The following is a 14033-nucleotide window of genomic DNA, read 5'->3' on the forward strand; positions in this document are numbered from 1 at the left end:
ATTAGTTTAGAAGAAATGTACATCATCAAGGTAAAAGGAAAAGCAAAAATTCCTGATTACATTCAAATACGTGATCGGGATTTCGTTTTGGTTGCCTATTTCAGAACAGATCGACCATTGAAACGAATGGATAAATTTGGCCTTGAAGGTAAAGACGAGGAATTGAAGACGCTGATCAAGAGCTTGCCGTATGGTAAGCTTCAAAAGCTAGAGATATAACTATTAAGAATGTCATTTTCTGAAGAACCAATCGTTAGAGTTTCAAATGCTTCTATTTTTCAGGAGGACCACACAGTTTTAAGCGAGCTCGACTTTACCATTGATAAAAGCGAATTCGTCTACCTGATTGGACGAACGGGAAGCGGGAAATCTTCCTTGCTAAAGACACTTTATGCCGACCTACCACTTCGCTTGGGACATGCAGAAGTGGTTGGGTTTCCAGTGAACCGTATTAAATCCAAAGATGTACCCTTTTTAAGAAGAAAAATCGGAATCATTTTTCAGGATTTTGAGCTCTTTTACGATCGAACCATAGCCGAAAATCTGACATTTGTGATGAAAGCCACAGGTTGGAAAGAGCCTGCCAAAATGAAGAATAGGATCGCAGAAGTACTGATGCGGGTTGGCTTGGGAGCTGTTTCGGCTAAGATGCCACATCAGCTATCCGGGGGAGAGCAGCAGCGTGTAGTGATCGCCAGAGCAATGATCAATGAACCGCAAATTTTATTCGCGGACGAGCCTACTGGTAACCTTGATCCGGACGTAAGTGACGGAATTTTAAAATTATTTGAGGAAATCAATAACAGCGGCACCGCTGTATTCATGGCCACTCATAATCATAAATTTATTGAGAAGTTTCCTCACCGGGTACTCAAATGCGAAAGTGGTCGCATGCTAGATTCTTCCAAAGAGAAATTCGAACTTAGTGGTTGGTATTGATATATCAGAACATAGTAACATAACATCTCCCTCATTTTTTTAGACGTACCTTTGCCATTCACTAGAAATGACTCTTGTCACTCAGAGGCGTTTCTTCAAACAGTCTTTATGTCGTTTAATTCATTGGGTTTGTCCCAACCCTTGCTGAAGGCCATCAGTAAAAAAGGATATTCGGAGCCTTCACCAATTCAGTCTAAGGTTATTCCAGTGATTCTGGAAAAAAGTGATGTGTTGGCATCAGCGCAAACAGGTACTGGAAAGACTGCAGGATTCACGCTGCCTTTGCTTCAACTTTTATCCGATGGGGAGATTTTCAGAAAGCGCCCTGTGAGAGCACTCATTCTTACACCTACGCGCGAGTTGGCAGCACAGATATATGATAATGTAAGAGCCTATGCTGCATATATGGATATTCGATCAGCAGTTATTTTTGGAGGTGTTAAGTCAAACCCTCAAATAGCGGCACTTAAGAATGGAGTCGATGTATTGATAGCGACTCCTGGAAGGCTTCTCGATCTGCACAACCAGCATGCTTTATCACTACATAAAGTAGAAATATTGGTTCTGGACGAAGCAGATCGAATGCTTGATATGGGTTTTCAGAGAGATATCAATAAGATTCTGAACCTGCTCCCACCTAAGAGACAAAACTTACTTTTCTCAGCCACTTTTTCAAAAGAGATTAAAGGCTTAGCGAATGCATTCATGAAGCGTCCGAAGTACGTGGAAGCGACGCCTGAAAATACAACTGTAGAAAAAATCAATCAACTGGTTTATCGAGTTGATAAAGTACGAAAGACGGAATTGATTTTGGATTTGATCGCTGGAGGCAAATGGCAACAAGTCCTTGTTTTCACCAGAACTAAGCATGGAGCTAACCGGTTGACAGAAAAAATGATCAAAGCCGATATCAGTGCAGCAGCAATCCACGGCAATAAAAGTCAAGGCGCGCGAACCAAGGCGTTGGATGGTTTTAAGAAAGGAAACGTAAGAGTTTTAGTTGCGACAGACATTGCGGCACGAGGTTTGGATATACCTTTACTCCCACATGTGGTTAATTTTGAATTACCCAATGTGCCGGAGGATTATGTGCATCGAATTGGACGTACAGGACGAGCAGGAGCTAGTGGAATAGCATTATCATTGGTAAGTTTAGAAGAGCTTGAATATTTAAGAGACATACAGAAACTAATAGAAATTCAAATTCCAACAGAGGAAGTCGAAGGGTTTGAACCCACAGAGAAGAATAGTGATTTGCCACCATCCACAAAAAAGAAGAACTTTAAGCCACCACGATCAAAACATAAGCACAAGAACTTTAGAAGTAAGAAGAAGCCCAAACACAACTAAACAATGAACAACCTCCTTATTTATGGCGCTTACGGATACACTGGTCGTTTGATTGTGGACGAATGCCTTAAGCATGGAATCAAGCCCATTATAGCCGGCAGAAGTGCTGATAAAGCCATGGCTTTTGCCAATAAACACGACTTGGAATATGATGTATTTGAGGTGTCAGAAAAAGAAAAACTCGAGAATTGGCTTAGACGAGGTAATGTAGTTATTCATTGTGGAGGACCATTTATTCATACAGCTAAAGAAATGGTGGAGGCTTGCCTAGCTACGGATACCCACTACCTCGATATTACTGGCGAGTTCCAGGTTTTTGATCTCATAAAGGAGTATAGCGAAAAGGCCAAGGAAAAGAATTTAATGCTAATGCCAGGAGCAGGCTTTGATGTAGTACCATCCGATTGTCTTGCAAAACATCTGCATAATAAGCTCCCGGACGCAAAAGATTTAAAACTAGCCTTTGTTAGCAAAGGAGGTAGGCTCTCCAGAGGCACGGCTAAGACCATGATTGAAAATCTGGGAGATCCACAGATGAGGAGAAGAGAAGGGAAGTATGAAGGCATTCCGATGGGAAAGTCCGTTCGAGATATTGACTATGGGGATTTTACGCAACTGTCAATGGGTATTTCATGGGGCGATGTTTCTACAGCCTATCATAGCACAGGTATCCCCAATATCGAAGTATTCTCTGGAACGGATCAGCAGCAAATCAATAAGGTGAAGAAAACTCTTCGTATGTCATTCATGCTGAAGTCTCGAATGATTAAAAACTTTCTGATACGCCAAATGGACAAACGACCTGATGGCCCAAGGGAAGAAAAAAGAGACGCCTCATGTATGTATTTGTGGGGAGAAGCCAGTAATGGTGACACGACGATTGAGGCGAGAATGAAAACCCCAAATGGTTATACACTTACTGCTAAGTCTTCGGTTTTGATTGCTCAAAAAATCTTTAACGGAAACTACAAAAATGGTTTTCAGACTCCATCTTCCGCTTACGGTGAGGGGCTTATTCTTGAGGTCGAAGGCTGCTTCTTTTTATAGAGAAAAATCAGAACTTGAGCATAGATGTAGCAGACTTTTGTCGAAAGATACAGCTGTTCAATTCGAAACTCCGTAACTTAAAGTCATGAGATGCACCCTTATCACCTTATTCGTTACGCTCTGTTCAATCACCCACGCCCAAGACATAAATATTTCTGGTACCTGGCTTGGTACATCCACCTTTCTTAAAGAGCATACTCAGCTCAAATATGAATTGACCCAAAAGGATAATCGAATCACAGGCTTTGTTTATGCAAAAAACCTAGAGAAGAAAGATTCCATCAAAGCAAGAGTAGAGGGCAGAATTAAAGAGGGAAAAATCACACTCGAGGGTAAGGAAATCATCTATAAAACAGGTGTTGCGTGTATGGCAAAAAATGAATTGACCTATCAATTAAATGAAGGTAGAGAAAGCCTCACAGGTAGATGGAAAGGAGATATCAAGCTGAATACATGTGCACCACTGGTATCGGGTAATGTTGCCCTTTTTAAAGAAATACCAGTTACGGAATCACCGCAGGTAGCTCAAAGTCAGGCAACCCCGACTACCCCAATGGCAGAAAAAGACGCTGTAGGTAAAGCACTGATCAATGAATTGGGTAAAAGAAAATATTACGCATTGATCATTGGTGTGAATAATTATCGAGACGATGAAATTCAGGACTTAGACAATCCAATCAATGATGCTGAACAGCTGGCAGGTGTGCTTACCTATCACTATGCCTTCGATCAGGAAAATGTAACTGTGCTGGAAAACCCGCGGAGAGAGGATATCATCAAAGCCCTGGACAACCTTACGGGTGTTGTTACAGAAAAAGATAACCTGCTGATATTCTATGCTGGTCATGGTATCTGGAATGAGCAATTAAATCAAGGGTACTGGCTACCTAGCGATGCTTCATTAGACTCCAAATCTTATTGGTTGTCCAATAGTACGCTTAGAGATTACGTGGGAGGCATCAACTCTAAGCATACGCTGTTGATATCTGATGCATGTTTTAGTGGCGGCATACTTAAAGAACGAGCAGTTTTTGGCAATAGTAGAGCTGTTTTGGAAGTGTATAAACTCCCAAGCAGAAAGGCAATGACTAGCGGAACACTAAAGACGGTGCCTGATGAAAGTGTATTCATTGAATATCTGTTAAAGAACCTGATTAATAATCAATCTCCGTTGCTTTCAGCGGATCAGCTCTTCCGACATTTTAAAACAGCCGTAATCAACAATAGTCCCAATGGTCAAGTGCCACAGTATGGACCCATTTCACAGGCAGGAGATGAAGGAGGAGATTTCATTTTCCTTAAGCGCCAGTGAAGTTTTTTATTTAATTTGCGTTTAAAGCTACCCCCAAATATTTTCTTCTCTTTTGAAATTCTCTAAGTCTAGATGACTAAGAAATAGAAATTCAATATTGAGATCTACCTTTCAGGACGAACTCCATATTAGGGACGATCAATAAGCGTTTTCTACTGCCCGTACGGAGTAGGGTTTTTCTAGTTTTGCTCTTCTATTTAGTTGAACTGAGGAAGTTCAAAAAAAAATTCACCACCTTTTTTTCCATGTTAAAATTTGAATTTATTTAAATCATTTATGAATAAATTTTTAAGAACATTCCTGCTTCTGTTGATAACTGAAGGTTGTGATTTTGGTTCTATAGAACTGGACAAAGTGAAGGGGCCTTCGATTGATAACGCTTTTGCTATTAACCTTGGTAATATTAAATACACTGTAGGCGAGCTCATTGATGATTTGGAGGATGAAAGCCTGGAGGTAACCGAAGGAAGTGATTTTTCTATGTCATTTATCTTCAGAGATACCTCCTTTTTTGATGACGTAGATTCGTTTGTTGAAGTAGGCGAAATCACAAATACGGATAGCTTTTCACCATTTGATGTTGATATACCCGCCATAGGGACCGAAGCGACAGTAACAATTCCAACGAAAAATTTTGAATTTGAATTTAACCCTGAAAATGGAGAACGATTGGATTCAACTTTTTTCAGTGGAGGGACGCTGACATACACGCTTTCCTCAGACTTTGATATTGAGATTGATTATATCCTCACATTGAAGGATGTGAAAAATTCGGATAATGAACCTCTTATTTTCGATCGAACGTTACCAGCAATATCCTCGTCAGATTCTCAATCCAGATCATTAGCCGGCCTTAAGAATGTATCGCGGCGAATAGGGTCTTCAAATATTTTTGAAGTGGCTCTGGACATGACGCTTCACATTCCTGCTGGTAAGACTATTAATGCTTCAGATGAGGTTGCTATAGAACTCGCATTTATTGATTCGCAGTTTTCAGCGCTTTTTGGAGATTTCGGGTCTGATCCTGTGGAGGTTCAAAAAGACAGTATCCTTATTTCTGCTTTCGACGAGTTCAGTGAAAATGGTCTTGCCCTAAATAATCCATCAATTACGATGGATTTTGTAAATACGTTTGGGGTCGAACTAGGGGTCTCCTTGGATGAAATCACTTCTTTCAACGCAGATAATTCAGAATTAACACTTGCTGGATCGGTCGTTGACAATAATCAGTTTGTTGATGCCCCCAACAATACACAGCTAGGACAAGGAGTAAAATCTTCATTCAGTATAGATAAATCCAATAGCAACATCGATGAGTTGCTGAATACTACCCCAAACAAAATGGTGTTTGATTTAACGGCAATACCAAATCCTCCCGCGTCTGATAACATAAACAATTATTTGACTGACAGTAGCTATGTTGAGATTGTGACGACTGTTGAAATTCCTTTAGATCTTAAGATGGATGGATTTTCAAAAGAGTTTGAGCTTTCGGTTTCGGGCTCTGACCTCAACGATGCAGACTCCTTAAAGATTAACATCGAGGTAATCAATGAAATACCCTTTAATGGATTGCTGAATCTATCTTTCATAGACGATGACGGAAATGCACTCTACACCCTTGCTGAAATTGCGCTAATTACGTCTCCTGAAATAGGAATAGATGGACGAAGCACGGAACCAACGATCACCTTGTCTTCGGTTGCACTTGATGAGGAAGGAATTGATGCTTTCCTTAATTCAACTGAGGTGATTGCCTCCATGAGCATATTTACTTTGGGACATCAGGATGGTGATTTTGTGAAAATCTACTCCGATTATCTACTCGAAATTCATTTAACTGCCGAAGGAAAAGCAAGTATTGATTTATGAAAAGAATAACTAGCGTACTCGCAATCGGAATCTTGATTGTAAATATATCCAATGCTCAATCGGACCTGGGATTTTATCATATGGGCTCTTTGACCCCACAATCAAGCATTAATAACGCAGCATTTTTTCCTGATGCTGAGTTTTATTTCTCCTTGCCGGTTCTTTCTGGGATCAATACAAAGCTGAACAGTGAGCTTAGCTACAATCAGCTAGTGAGACCAATAGAAGGCACTGATTCAGTTCAGGTTGACTTGCAAAGTGCCTTAGCTAACTTGAAAGAGGGTGATAATGTGCGATTGAGGGGAGATGTATCATTGTTTCAATTTGGCATTAGAAGTGGAAATAAAGCATTCACACTTTTTGCAAATCTTAGATACGAGGGAGGTTTTAATTATCCGGTCAATTTCCTAAACTACTTTGTTTATGGGAATGGAAATTTTATTGGTCAGCAAATAGAAGAAAAACAGCTCAAAGGAGGTGGAATAGCCTATCACGAAATAGGACTTGGCTATTCACAAGATATCGTGGTGGCAACTGACAAGCTATTGCGAATAGGAGGTCGAGTCAAATACCTACATGGAATTGCTCATGCAAGCGCAGCAGACAATGCGACGATGACAATGTTTACTGATCCCGATTCGTATGACATAAATGTACAGTTCAATAATGCGACATTCCGTACAGTGGGTTTCAATGAATTGGAAGCAAATGACCCAGCTGGCTACATTATTGGATTTGGAAGCAATGATAATAAGGGGTTTGCCATTGACCTGGGAGCAGAAATGCAAATAAATGAGAGACTTAGTGGATCATTGGCAATCAATGACTTAGGTTTTATCAATTGGAAGCAAGACATAGAAAATCATACGCTGAAAAGCAGTCAAATAACTTTGGGTGGTTTTGATGACATCAACGATATTGATCTAACAGAAGCATTGGAGGATAGTCTGGATGCATGGAAAGAAACCACAATCGATCAAACACAATTCAAAACAAGCGTTGGCGCCCGACTACTGATGGGAGCTAGTTATTCGATTAGTAATAAGGGGACAATATCAGGTTCGTTGGCATATAATCAATCTTCATACTTCTTGACAGAAGTAGGTTTCGGTGTAGGCTATACCCATCGGTTTGGAAAAGCTCTTACGCTATCAACCACCGTTTCTAAAGATCAATTTAGGCAAGTCAAAGTAGGTGGAGGCTTTGCTGTGAGAGTAGGGTCCTTGCAGCTATATGGAGCATTTGACGATGTGTTAAATGCTGCCAGAAGTGCTGGTGATTTAACAGGTATGGACGCAAGAATAGGGATCAATTTTCTGATAGGAAGAAGCAGCGGAGGCAAGGATCGAAAAGCCCCTACAGAAAAAGAAGAATTAAGCCCCTTTCCTCCCGAGTACGATTTGGATCACCTCATTGATGACTCAGAAGAATCAGATTCAAAACTCTAGTGTTAGTTGACTAGGTTCTACTGGTTCTTCATCTTTCCTGAAGTTAGAAATCCCAACTCCAATCAGTCGAATACCTTCGTCATTGAGGAGATCTTCCGTCATGAGCGAAATGGCTAAATCAACAAACTGAGCTTCTTGGTTTACGCTTTGCTCCAGCGTTTTACTTCTGGTAATTTGTCTGAAATCTGCGTACTTAAGCTTGAGTGTCAGCGTATGTCCATCACTAGCCTTGCTTCGCTGATACCGATCGAAAGAGATATGCGCTATGCGATCAATCTCATTTAAAATATCAGCCATTTCAAGGAGGTTATCTTCAAAAGTTCGTTCTGCACTTACGGATTTGGTTTCCCGCACAGGCTGCACACTTCTTGTATCTACTGCTCGCGAGATGTTGTAGTAATATTGTCCTGACTTCCCATAGCGAAGTTTTAGATCCTCTAAGCTTTTTTTTCGAAGATCTTTTCCAGTGAAAATTCCTGCCTTCACCATTTTTTCGGCAGTCACTTTGCCAATGCCGTAAAAACGATGCACCGGTAATGAAGCCACAAAGTCTTCTGCATCTGCTGGAAGGATCACATACAGCCCATCCGGTTTGTCCATGTCCGAAGCTGTCTTTGCAAGAAATTTGTTATAAGATATTCCGGCTGATGCTACGAGTCCCGTGCGCTCCATTATTTTCATTTTGATCTCTTTTGCAATGAGCGTCGCAGAGTTTAAACCAATTTTATTCTCAGTAACGTCAAGGTAGGCCTCATCCAACGAGAGAGGCTCTACAAGATCCGTGTATTCGAAAAAAACTTCACGTATTTGACTGGAGAACTCTTTGTATCGAGAAAATCTGTGTGGTACGAATATCAACTGCGGACATTGCTTTGCGGCTTTAGCAGAAGGCATCGCTGATTTCACGCCATACTTTCTGGCTTCATAACTAGCTGCAGCGACTACACCTCGTTGTGAGTTGCCACCTACTGCCACAGGTTTCCCTCTCAGCTCTGGATTGTCCAGCTGTTCTACTGACGCATAAAACGCATCCATATCAATATGAATGATCTTTCGGTAGTCCACAGGTGCAAAGTAAATCATGCGAGTGACAAGGGTATGTCACTCATGTGTAAGAAGTGAAGCTCTTTTATATCAATGGAATGCTTCGGGACGATGATGCCATATTTATTACCACTTACGTAAAAATGATTCCATTCTCTCATAAGTTTTTCTAACTTCCATACAAAGGGTCAATTAGATTTTTCTAATCAAACCAAATTAAAAAGTATAATCAACTTAAATAATAACGCTTTGAAAAGAAGAGATTTTATTCAGATTGCGGGTCTTGGAGCTGGTGCAGCAATGCTTCCTTTTCCAATGATGGGTCAATCCGTTCCGTTAGAGGCATTATTAGCTGATGGTATCGATGTTAGACAAAAGAAAATACTTTCTGATGTAGGACTAAATGCAGCTAAGTCAGCCGGTGCCAGCTATGCAGATGTAAGAATTGGGAGGTATCTCAATCAGTTTGTTTTCACTAGAGAAGACAAGGTACAAAATGTGGTCAACACCGAATCTTTTGGAGTCGGAGTACGCGTAATAGCCAATGGCACATGGGGTTTTTCGTCTACCATTGATGTAACACCGGATGGTATCAAGAAGGCGGCCGAAATTGCAGTGCAAATTGCAAAGGCCAATAGTAAAATTCAGAAAGAACCTGTAGTGCTAGCTCCGGTAGCATCACATGGAGAAGTTTCATGGAAAACACCAATCAAGCGAAATGCCATTGAAGTTCCAATTACCGAAAAAGCAGACCTTTTGCTGACTGCAAATGCTGCGGCTATGGAAAAAGGAGCCAATTATGTCAATTCGGCAATTTTTCAAGTAAATGAGCAGAAATACTTTGCATCTACAGAAGGGTCGTATATCGATCAGGATGTGCATCGTATATGGCCATTCATGCAAGTAACGGCCATCGACCCGAAAGCAGGGAAGTTCAAGTCCCGTCAAGGACTTAGTGCCCCAATGGGACTTGGCTATGAATACATGGAGCCCGATCCTAATGAAACCATAGAGGGTCCTGGTGGCGTGAAAATGTTTAGAAATAGATACGACATCATTGCTGATGCAACAGATGCCGCTATTCAGGCCAAAGAAATGTTATCTGAAAACACAAAATCCGTAGAGCCAGGAAAGTATGATTTAGTGTTAGAACCAAATCACCTCGGACTTACGATTCATGAATCTGTAGGCCATCCGCTTGAACTGGATCGTGTATTGGGATATGAAGCCAACTATGCCGGTACTTCCTTTGCCACACTTGACAAATGGAAAACCAAGAAATTTGAATACGGAAGTAAGCTCGTAAATCTGGTAGCTGACAAGAAACAGGTGGGATCACTTGGCGCTGTTGGATACGATGATGAAGGAGTCGCTTGCAGGGAATGGGATCTTGTAAAAGAGGGCGTGCTGGTAAACTACCAGGCTATCAGAGATCAAGTGCATATGATTGATCAAAAAGAATCTCATGGATGCTGCTACTCGCAATCATGGAATGATGTACAGTTTCAGCGAATGCCAAATGTCTCACTTCGTCCGGGTAAGGAGAAGTTATCAACAGCAGATATGATCAAAGATGTTGAGAAGGGAATTTACATTGCGGGCAGAGGATCATATTCCATTGATCAACAGCGATACAATTTCCAATTTGGAGGCACGGTATATTATGAAATTAAGAACGGAGAGATTGCAGGAATGCTAAACGATGTTGCTTATCAGTCCAATACACAAGAGTTTTGGAATTCGTGTGCAGCTATTTGCGATGAATCAGACTATCGAATGTTTGGTTCATTTTTCGATGGTAAGGGACAACCTTCCCAGATCAGTGCAGTATCACATGGGTCGTCTACCACACGGTTCAATGGTATTAATGTGATTAACACAGGTAGAAATATTTGATCAAATAAGACAATAAGACAATGGCAATATATACGAAAGAAGAAGCGAAACAAATCTTAGATAAGACGCTTTCCTATTCCAAGGCTGAAACCTGTGAAGTCAACCTTAACGGTAACAATAGCGGTAATATCAGGTATGCGCGAAATACAGTATCAACGGCTGGATATCAAAACAATCAAAACCTGGTTATTCAATCAAGCTTTGGCAACAGGGTAGGTGTAGCCACGCTGGATGAGTTTACGGATGATGCAATAGCAAGGGCAGTGAAAACTTCGGAAGAACTGGCCAAACTAGCTCCGGAAAATCCAGAATTCATGCCGCCCCTGGGACCACAGGCATACGATGAATCCAAGGAGTATTTTGAGTCTACGGCGAAAATCACACCTGATTATCGAGCAGAGGTAGCTTCAAAGAGTATCGAACCTGCAAGAGCTAAAGATGTAACATCTGCAGGCTTTCTTAACGATTCAGCGAATTTCGGTGCAATGGCAAACAGCAATGGCTTATTTGCTTACAACCAGTCTACAAGCTTGAACTTCACTGTGACCATGCGATCCAATGATGGCACAGGCTCAGGATGGGTGACAAGAGATGTAAACGATGTAAACAATTTTAATGGCGAAGAAGCTTCAGCTATCGCTATTGATAAGGCGCTTCAATCGAGAAATGCTAAGGCGATAGAGCCTGGTAAATACACAGTGATCCTTGAGCCGGCAGCCTCTGTGCAGCTTCTCAACAACATGTTCGGATCCTTCAATGCCAGAACGGCTGATGAAGGCAGAAGCTTCATGTCGAAAGAAGGTGGCGGAACGAAGTTGGGAGAGAAAATAGTTGATGAAAGAATCAATATTTACTCGGACCCTCAAAATCCTCTGGTACCAGCTCCTACATGGAATGGAAGCGGTCAGGCGGTTAAGAAGATGGATTGGTTGAAGGAAGGTGTGGTTAAAAACCTTGCTTATTCAAGATTTTGGGCGAAGGAAAAAGGAGTGGAACCCGTACCATTCGCACAAAATGGGATCATGGAAGGTGGAGATGCCTCCCTCGAAGACATGATTAAGGATACGAAAAAAGGCATCCTTGTGACACGTTTGTGGTACATCCGTACGGTAGATCCGCAAACATTGCTCTACACAGGTTTGACACGCGATGGAACATTCTTCATTGAGAATGGTAAGATCAAGCATCCGGTAAAGAACTTCCGTTTCAACGAAAGTCCCATTATCATGCTGAATAACCTGGAGACCCTGGGACAGCAAGTAAGGATCAATGGAAATTTGATTCCTTACATGAAGGTGCGTGATTTCACGTTCACCAGCTTGTCAGATGCAGTTTAATTGTATAATTCAATAGGTAAGGCTGCTCATGTCATGTGAGCAGCCTTTTTTAATGGCTAAAAATTGATCTTAATCCTTCCAATCAACCACTGGTAAATTTCTAAATGGAGATGGAATTTGAAACACGTAATTTGGTGTTAGATGGATATGCGAAAGATCAGTAAAAACAACCCATTCTTTTTCACCCGACTCCAATACGAGTCTGGGGATTGGGACGTAGATCAGCGCATGCCATCAAATATCCTGCATTCATTAGTGCAGTACACAACCATTCCGGTAGATACGGTTGAGAAAATTGTGCCGCTGAGTAGCAATGAGCTTTTCGAATCACCCTTCTGCTACCTGTCCGGCCATAAGCTGGTACAGTTTACAAGTGACGAAGCTGCCAACTTCAAGTCCTATGTTGAGAATGGTGGCTTTGTGTTCGTAGATGATTGCAATCATGACATTGAAGGTCTTTTTGCAAAGTCTTTTGAAACACAGATGGAAGACTTGTTTGGTGCTGGCGAGCTCAAAAAGATTCCCAACGATCACATCTTGTACCGAAGCTTTTTTGAGTTTGACGGCCCACCTGCCACCTCTCAAGAGCTGAATGGCTGGGGGGACGATCTAGTGCATGATTATTTGAAGGCCGTGGAAGTGAACGGGAGGATCGGAGTGCTCTATAGCAATAAAGATTATGGTTGCGAATGGGATTATGATTTTAGAAATAAACGCTGGTATAGAATTGATAATACACGATTTAGTGTCAATATCATCACCTACGCATTGACAAGCTGATGGCTTGAATAGATTTTAACGATGGATAAAAACTTAGATAAACTAGAAAAAGAAGTGAGCGGCCTTGTAGCCAAGCTTCAAACACTCAAGCAGGAGGTTCATAAGGTTGTCGTGGGACAGGAAGAGGTGATGGATCAACTCATAATCGGTATGCTTGCTGGTGGCCATGTTTTGCTCGAAGGCTTGCCTGGATTGGCTAAGACGCTGATGATTAAATCACTGGCCAAAGCACTGAGTCTCGATTTCAATCGCATCCAATTCACACCCGATTTGATGCCTACAGATATCTTGGGAACAGAAGTGATTGAGCAAGACGAGAGTGGCCATAAATCATTCAAATACATTCAAGGACCGGTATTCACCAATGTGTTACTGGCGGATGAAATTAACCGTACTCCGCCCAAGACTCAAGCGGCACTGCTGGAAGTGATGCAAGAGTATAAGGTCACCTATGCAGGTAAAGATTACCGGATGGATCGTCCGTTTTTTATGCTTGCAACACAAAACCCATTGGAACAATCTGGTACTTTCCCATTGCCGGAAGCCCAGGTAGACCGCTTTCTGCTGTATGTGAAGATTGGCTACCCTACGGAGCAGGAAGAAGAAGAAATTTTGAAGCTGACAACAGGAAAGATGCCTGACTCCATAAAAGCCGTGCTGAAGGGAAAAGAGATCATTCGTCTGCAAGAGCTCGTGAGAGAAGTATTTATTTCAGATGATTTGATCAAAGCGATCAGTCAGCTGGTAAGATCTACGCGTCCGGACACCAGTCAGGTGAAGCAGGTGATTGACTATGTCGATTTTGGAGCCGGTCCACGGGCAGGACAGGCCGTAATCATGGCAGCAAAGGCGCACGCATTGATGAATGGTCGTTTTTCAGTAACTCCCGGTGATATCAAAGCAATTCTATTGCCGGCGTTGCGACACAGGATACTGCTCAATTTCAAAGCTGAGTCAGAGAAAAAGACAGCAGACAATCTCTTAGAACCTTTCTTGAAGACTATTTAG

At 41.7% G+C, this 14033-nt stretch carries 12 protein-coding genes; 11 read left to right on the plus strand and 1 reads right to left on the minus strand.

From position 1 onward, the window contains the following. The first annotated feature begins 15 nt into the window (after positions 1-15). The 7 genes from ABJF57_RS18160 to ABJF57_RS18190 all read left to right on the plus strand — a co-directional run bounded on the left by ABJF57_RS18160 (position 16) and on the right by ABJF57_RS18190 (position 7968). Positions 16-219: a fructose-6-phosphate aldolase gene (locus ABJF57_RS18160; protein WP_462233167.1), complete on the plus strand. Its 204-nt coding sequence runs from the start codon at positions 16-18 to the stop codon at positions 217-219. A gap of 9 nt (positions 220-228) precedes the next feature. Next, on the plus strand, positions 229-939 hold the full coding sequence (locus ABJF57_RS18165) for a cell division ATP-binding protein FtsE (RefSeq protein ID WP_462232760.1): 711 nt from the start codon (positions 229-231) through the stop codon (positions 937-939). Positions 940-1047: 108 nt separating this feature from the next. Further along, positions 1048-2289, plus strand: coding sequence for a DEAD/DEAH box helicase (locus ABJF57_RS18170; RefSeq protein ID WP_462232761.1), 1242 nt, complete (start codon positions 1048-1050; stop codon positions 2287-2289). A gap of 3 nt (positions 2290-2292) precedes the next feature. After that, positions 2293-3336, plus strand: coding sequence for a saccharopine dehydrogenase family protein (locus tag ABJF57_RS18175; RefSeq protein ID WP_462232762.1), 1044 nt, complete (start codon positions 2293-2295; stop codon positions 3334-3336). An 85-nt stretch (positions 3337-3421) separates the two neighbouring features. Beyond that, on the plus strand, positions 3422-4648 hold the full coding sequence (locus ABJF57_RS18180; protein ID WP_462232763.1) for a caspase family protein: 1227 nt from the start codon (positions 3422-3424) through the stop codon (positions 4646-4648). A gap of 276 nt (positions 4649-4924) precedes the next feature. Continuing rightward, positions 4925-6520, plus strand: coding sequence for a hypothetical protein (locus ABJF57_RS18185; RefSeq protein ID WP_462232764.1), 1596 nt, complete (start codon positions 4925-4927; stop codon positions 6518-6520). Beyond that, on the plus strand, positions 6517-7968 hold the full coding sequence (locus ABJF57_RS18190; protein WP_462232765.1) for a DUF5723 family protein: 1452 nt from the start codon (positions 6517-6519) through the stop codon (positions 7966-7968). Before ABJF57_RS18185 ends, ABJF57_RS18190 begins: the two co-directional genes overlap by 4 nt. On the opposite strand, the gene dinB is transcribed toward ABJF57_RS18190, so the two are convergent. Then, entirely contained in the window at positions 7957-9051 is a 1095-nt protein-coding gene (gene dinB, locus ABJF57_RS18195; RefSeq protein WP_462232766.1) for a DNA polymerase IV, read from the minus strand. The genes ABJF57_RS18190 and dinB overlap by 12 nt on opposite strands. 210 nt (positions 9052-9261) lie before the next feature. On the opposite strand from dinB, the gene ABJF57_RS18200 reads away from it, so the two are divergent. From ABJF57_RS18200 to ABJF57_RS18215, 4 genes are all read left to right on the plus strand, one after another. Further along, positions 9262-10908, plus strand: coding sequence for a TldD/PmbA family protein (locus ABJF57_RS18200; RefSeq protein WP_462232767.1), 1647 nt, complete (start codon positions 9262-9264; stop codon positions 10906-10908). 20 nt (positions 10909-10928) lie between these two features. Continuing rightward, entirely contained in the window at positions 10929-12245 is a 1317-nt protein-coding gene (locus tag ABJF57_RS18205) for a TldD/PmbA family protein (protein ID WP_462232768.1), read from the plus strand. Positions 12246-12392: 147 nt separating this feature from the next. Beyond that, positions 12393-13025, plus strand: a complete 633-nt coding sequence (locus ABJF57_RS18210) for a DUF4159 domain-containing protein (protein ID WP_462232769.1) — start codon at positions 12393-12395, stop codon at positions 13023-13025. A 21-nt stretch (positions 13026-13046) separates the two neighbouring features. Continuing rightward, positions 13047-14033, plus strand: coding sequence for an AAA family ATPase (locus ABJF57_RS18215; protein WP_462232770.1), 987 nt, complete (start codon positions 13047-13049; stop codon positions 14031-14033).

Origin of the sequence: Ekhidna sp. (assembly GCF_039940915.1) — a bacterium.
Lineage (GTDB): Bacteria > Bacteroidota > Bacteroidia > Cytophagales > Cyclobacteriaceae > Ekhidna.

Excerpts from the sequence above, each read along its gene's own strand:
- ABJF57_RS18205 (WP_462232768.1), top strand. The coding sequence starts at position 10,929 with ATGGCAATATATACGAAAGAAGAAGCGAAACAAATCTTAGATAAGACG.
- ABJF57_RS18215 (WP_462232770.1), top strand. The coding sequence starts at position 13,047 with ATGGATAAAAACTTAGATAAACTAGAAAAAGAAGTGAGCGGCCTTGTA.
- dinB (WP_462232766.1), bottom strand. The coding sequence starts at position 9,051 with ATGATTTACTTTGCACCTGTGGACTACCGAAAGATCATTCATATTGAT.
- ABJF57_RS18210 (WP_462232769.1), top strand. The coding sequence starts at position 12,393 with ATGCGAAAGATCAGTAAAAACAACCCATTCTTTTTCACCCGACTCCAA.
- ABJF57_RS18165 (WP_462232760.1), top strand. The coding sequence starts at position 229 with ATGTCATTTTCTGAAGAACCAATCGTTAGAGTTTCAAATGCTTCTATT.
- ABJF57_RS18175 (WP_462232762.1), top strand. The coding sequence starts at position 2,293 with ATGAACAACCTCCTTATTTATGGCGCTTACGGATACACTGGTCGTTTG.
- ABJF57_RS18185 (WP_462232764.1), top strand. The coding sequence starts at position 4,925 with ATGAATAAATTTTTAAGAACATTCCTGCTTCTGTTGATAACTGAAGGT.
- ABJF57_RS18170 (WP_462232761.1), top strand. The coding sequence starts at position 1,048 with ATGTCGTTTAATTCATTGGGTTTGTCCCAACCCTTGCTGAAGGCCATC.
- ABJF57_RS18160 (WP_462233167.1), top strand. The coding sequence starts at position 16 with ATGTACATCATCAAGGTAAAAGGAAAAGCAAAAATTCCTGATTACATT.
- ABJF57_RS18180 (WP_462232763.1), top strand. The coding sequence starts at position 3,422 with ATGAGATGCACCCTTATCACCTTATTCGTTACGCTCTGTTCAATCACC.
- ABJF57_RS18190 (WP_462232765.1), top strand. The coding sequence starts at position 6,517 with ATGAAAAGAATAACTAGCGTACTCGCAATCGGAATCTTGATTGTAAAT.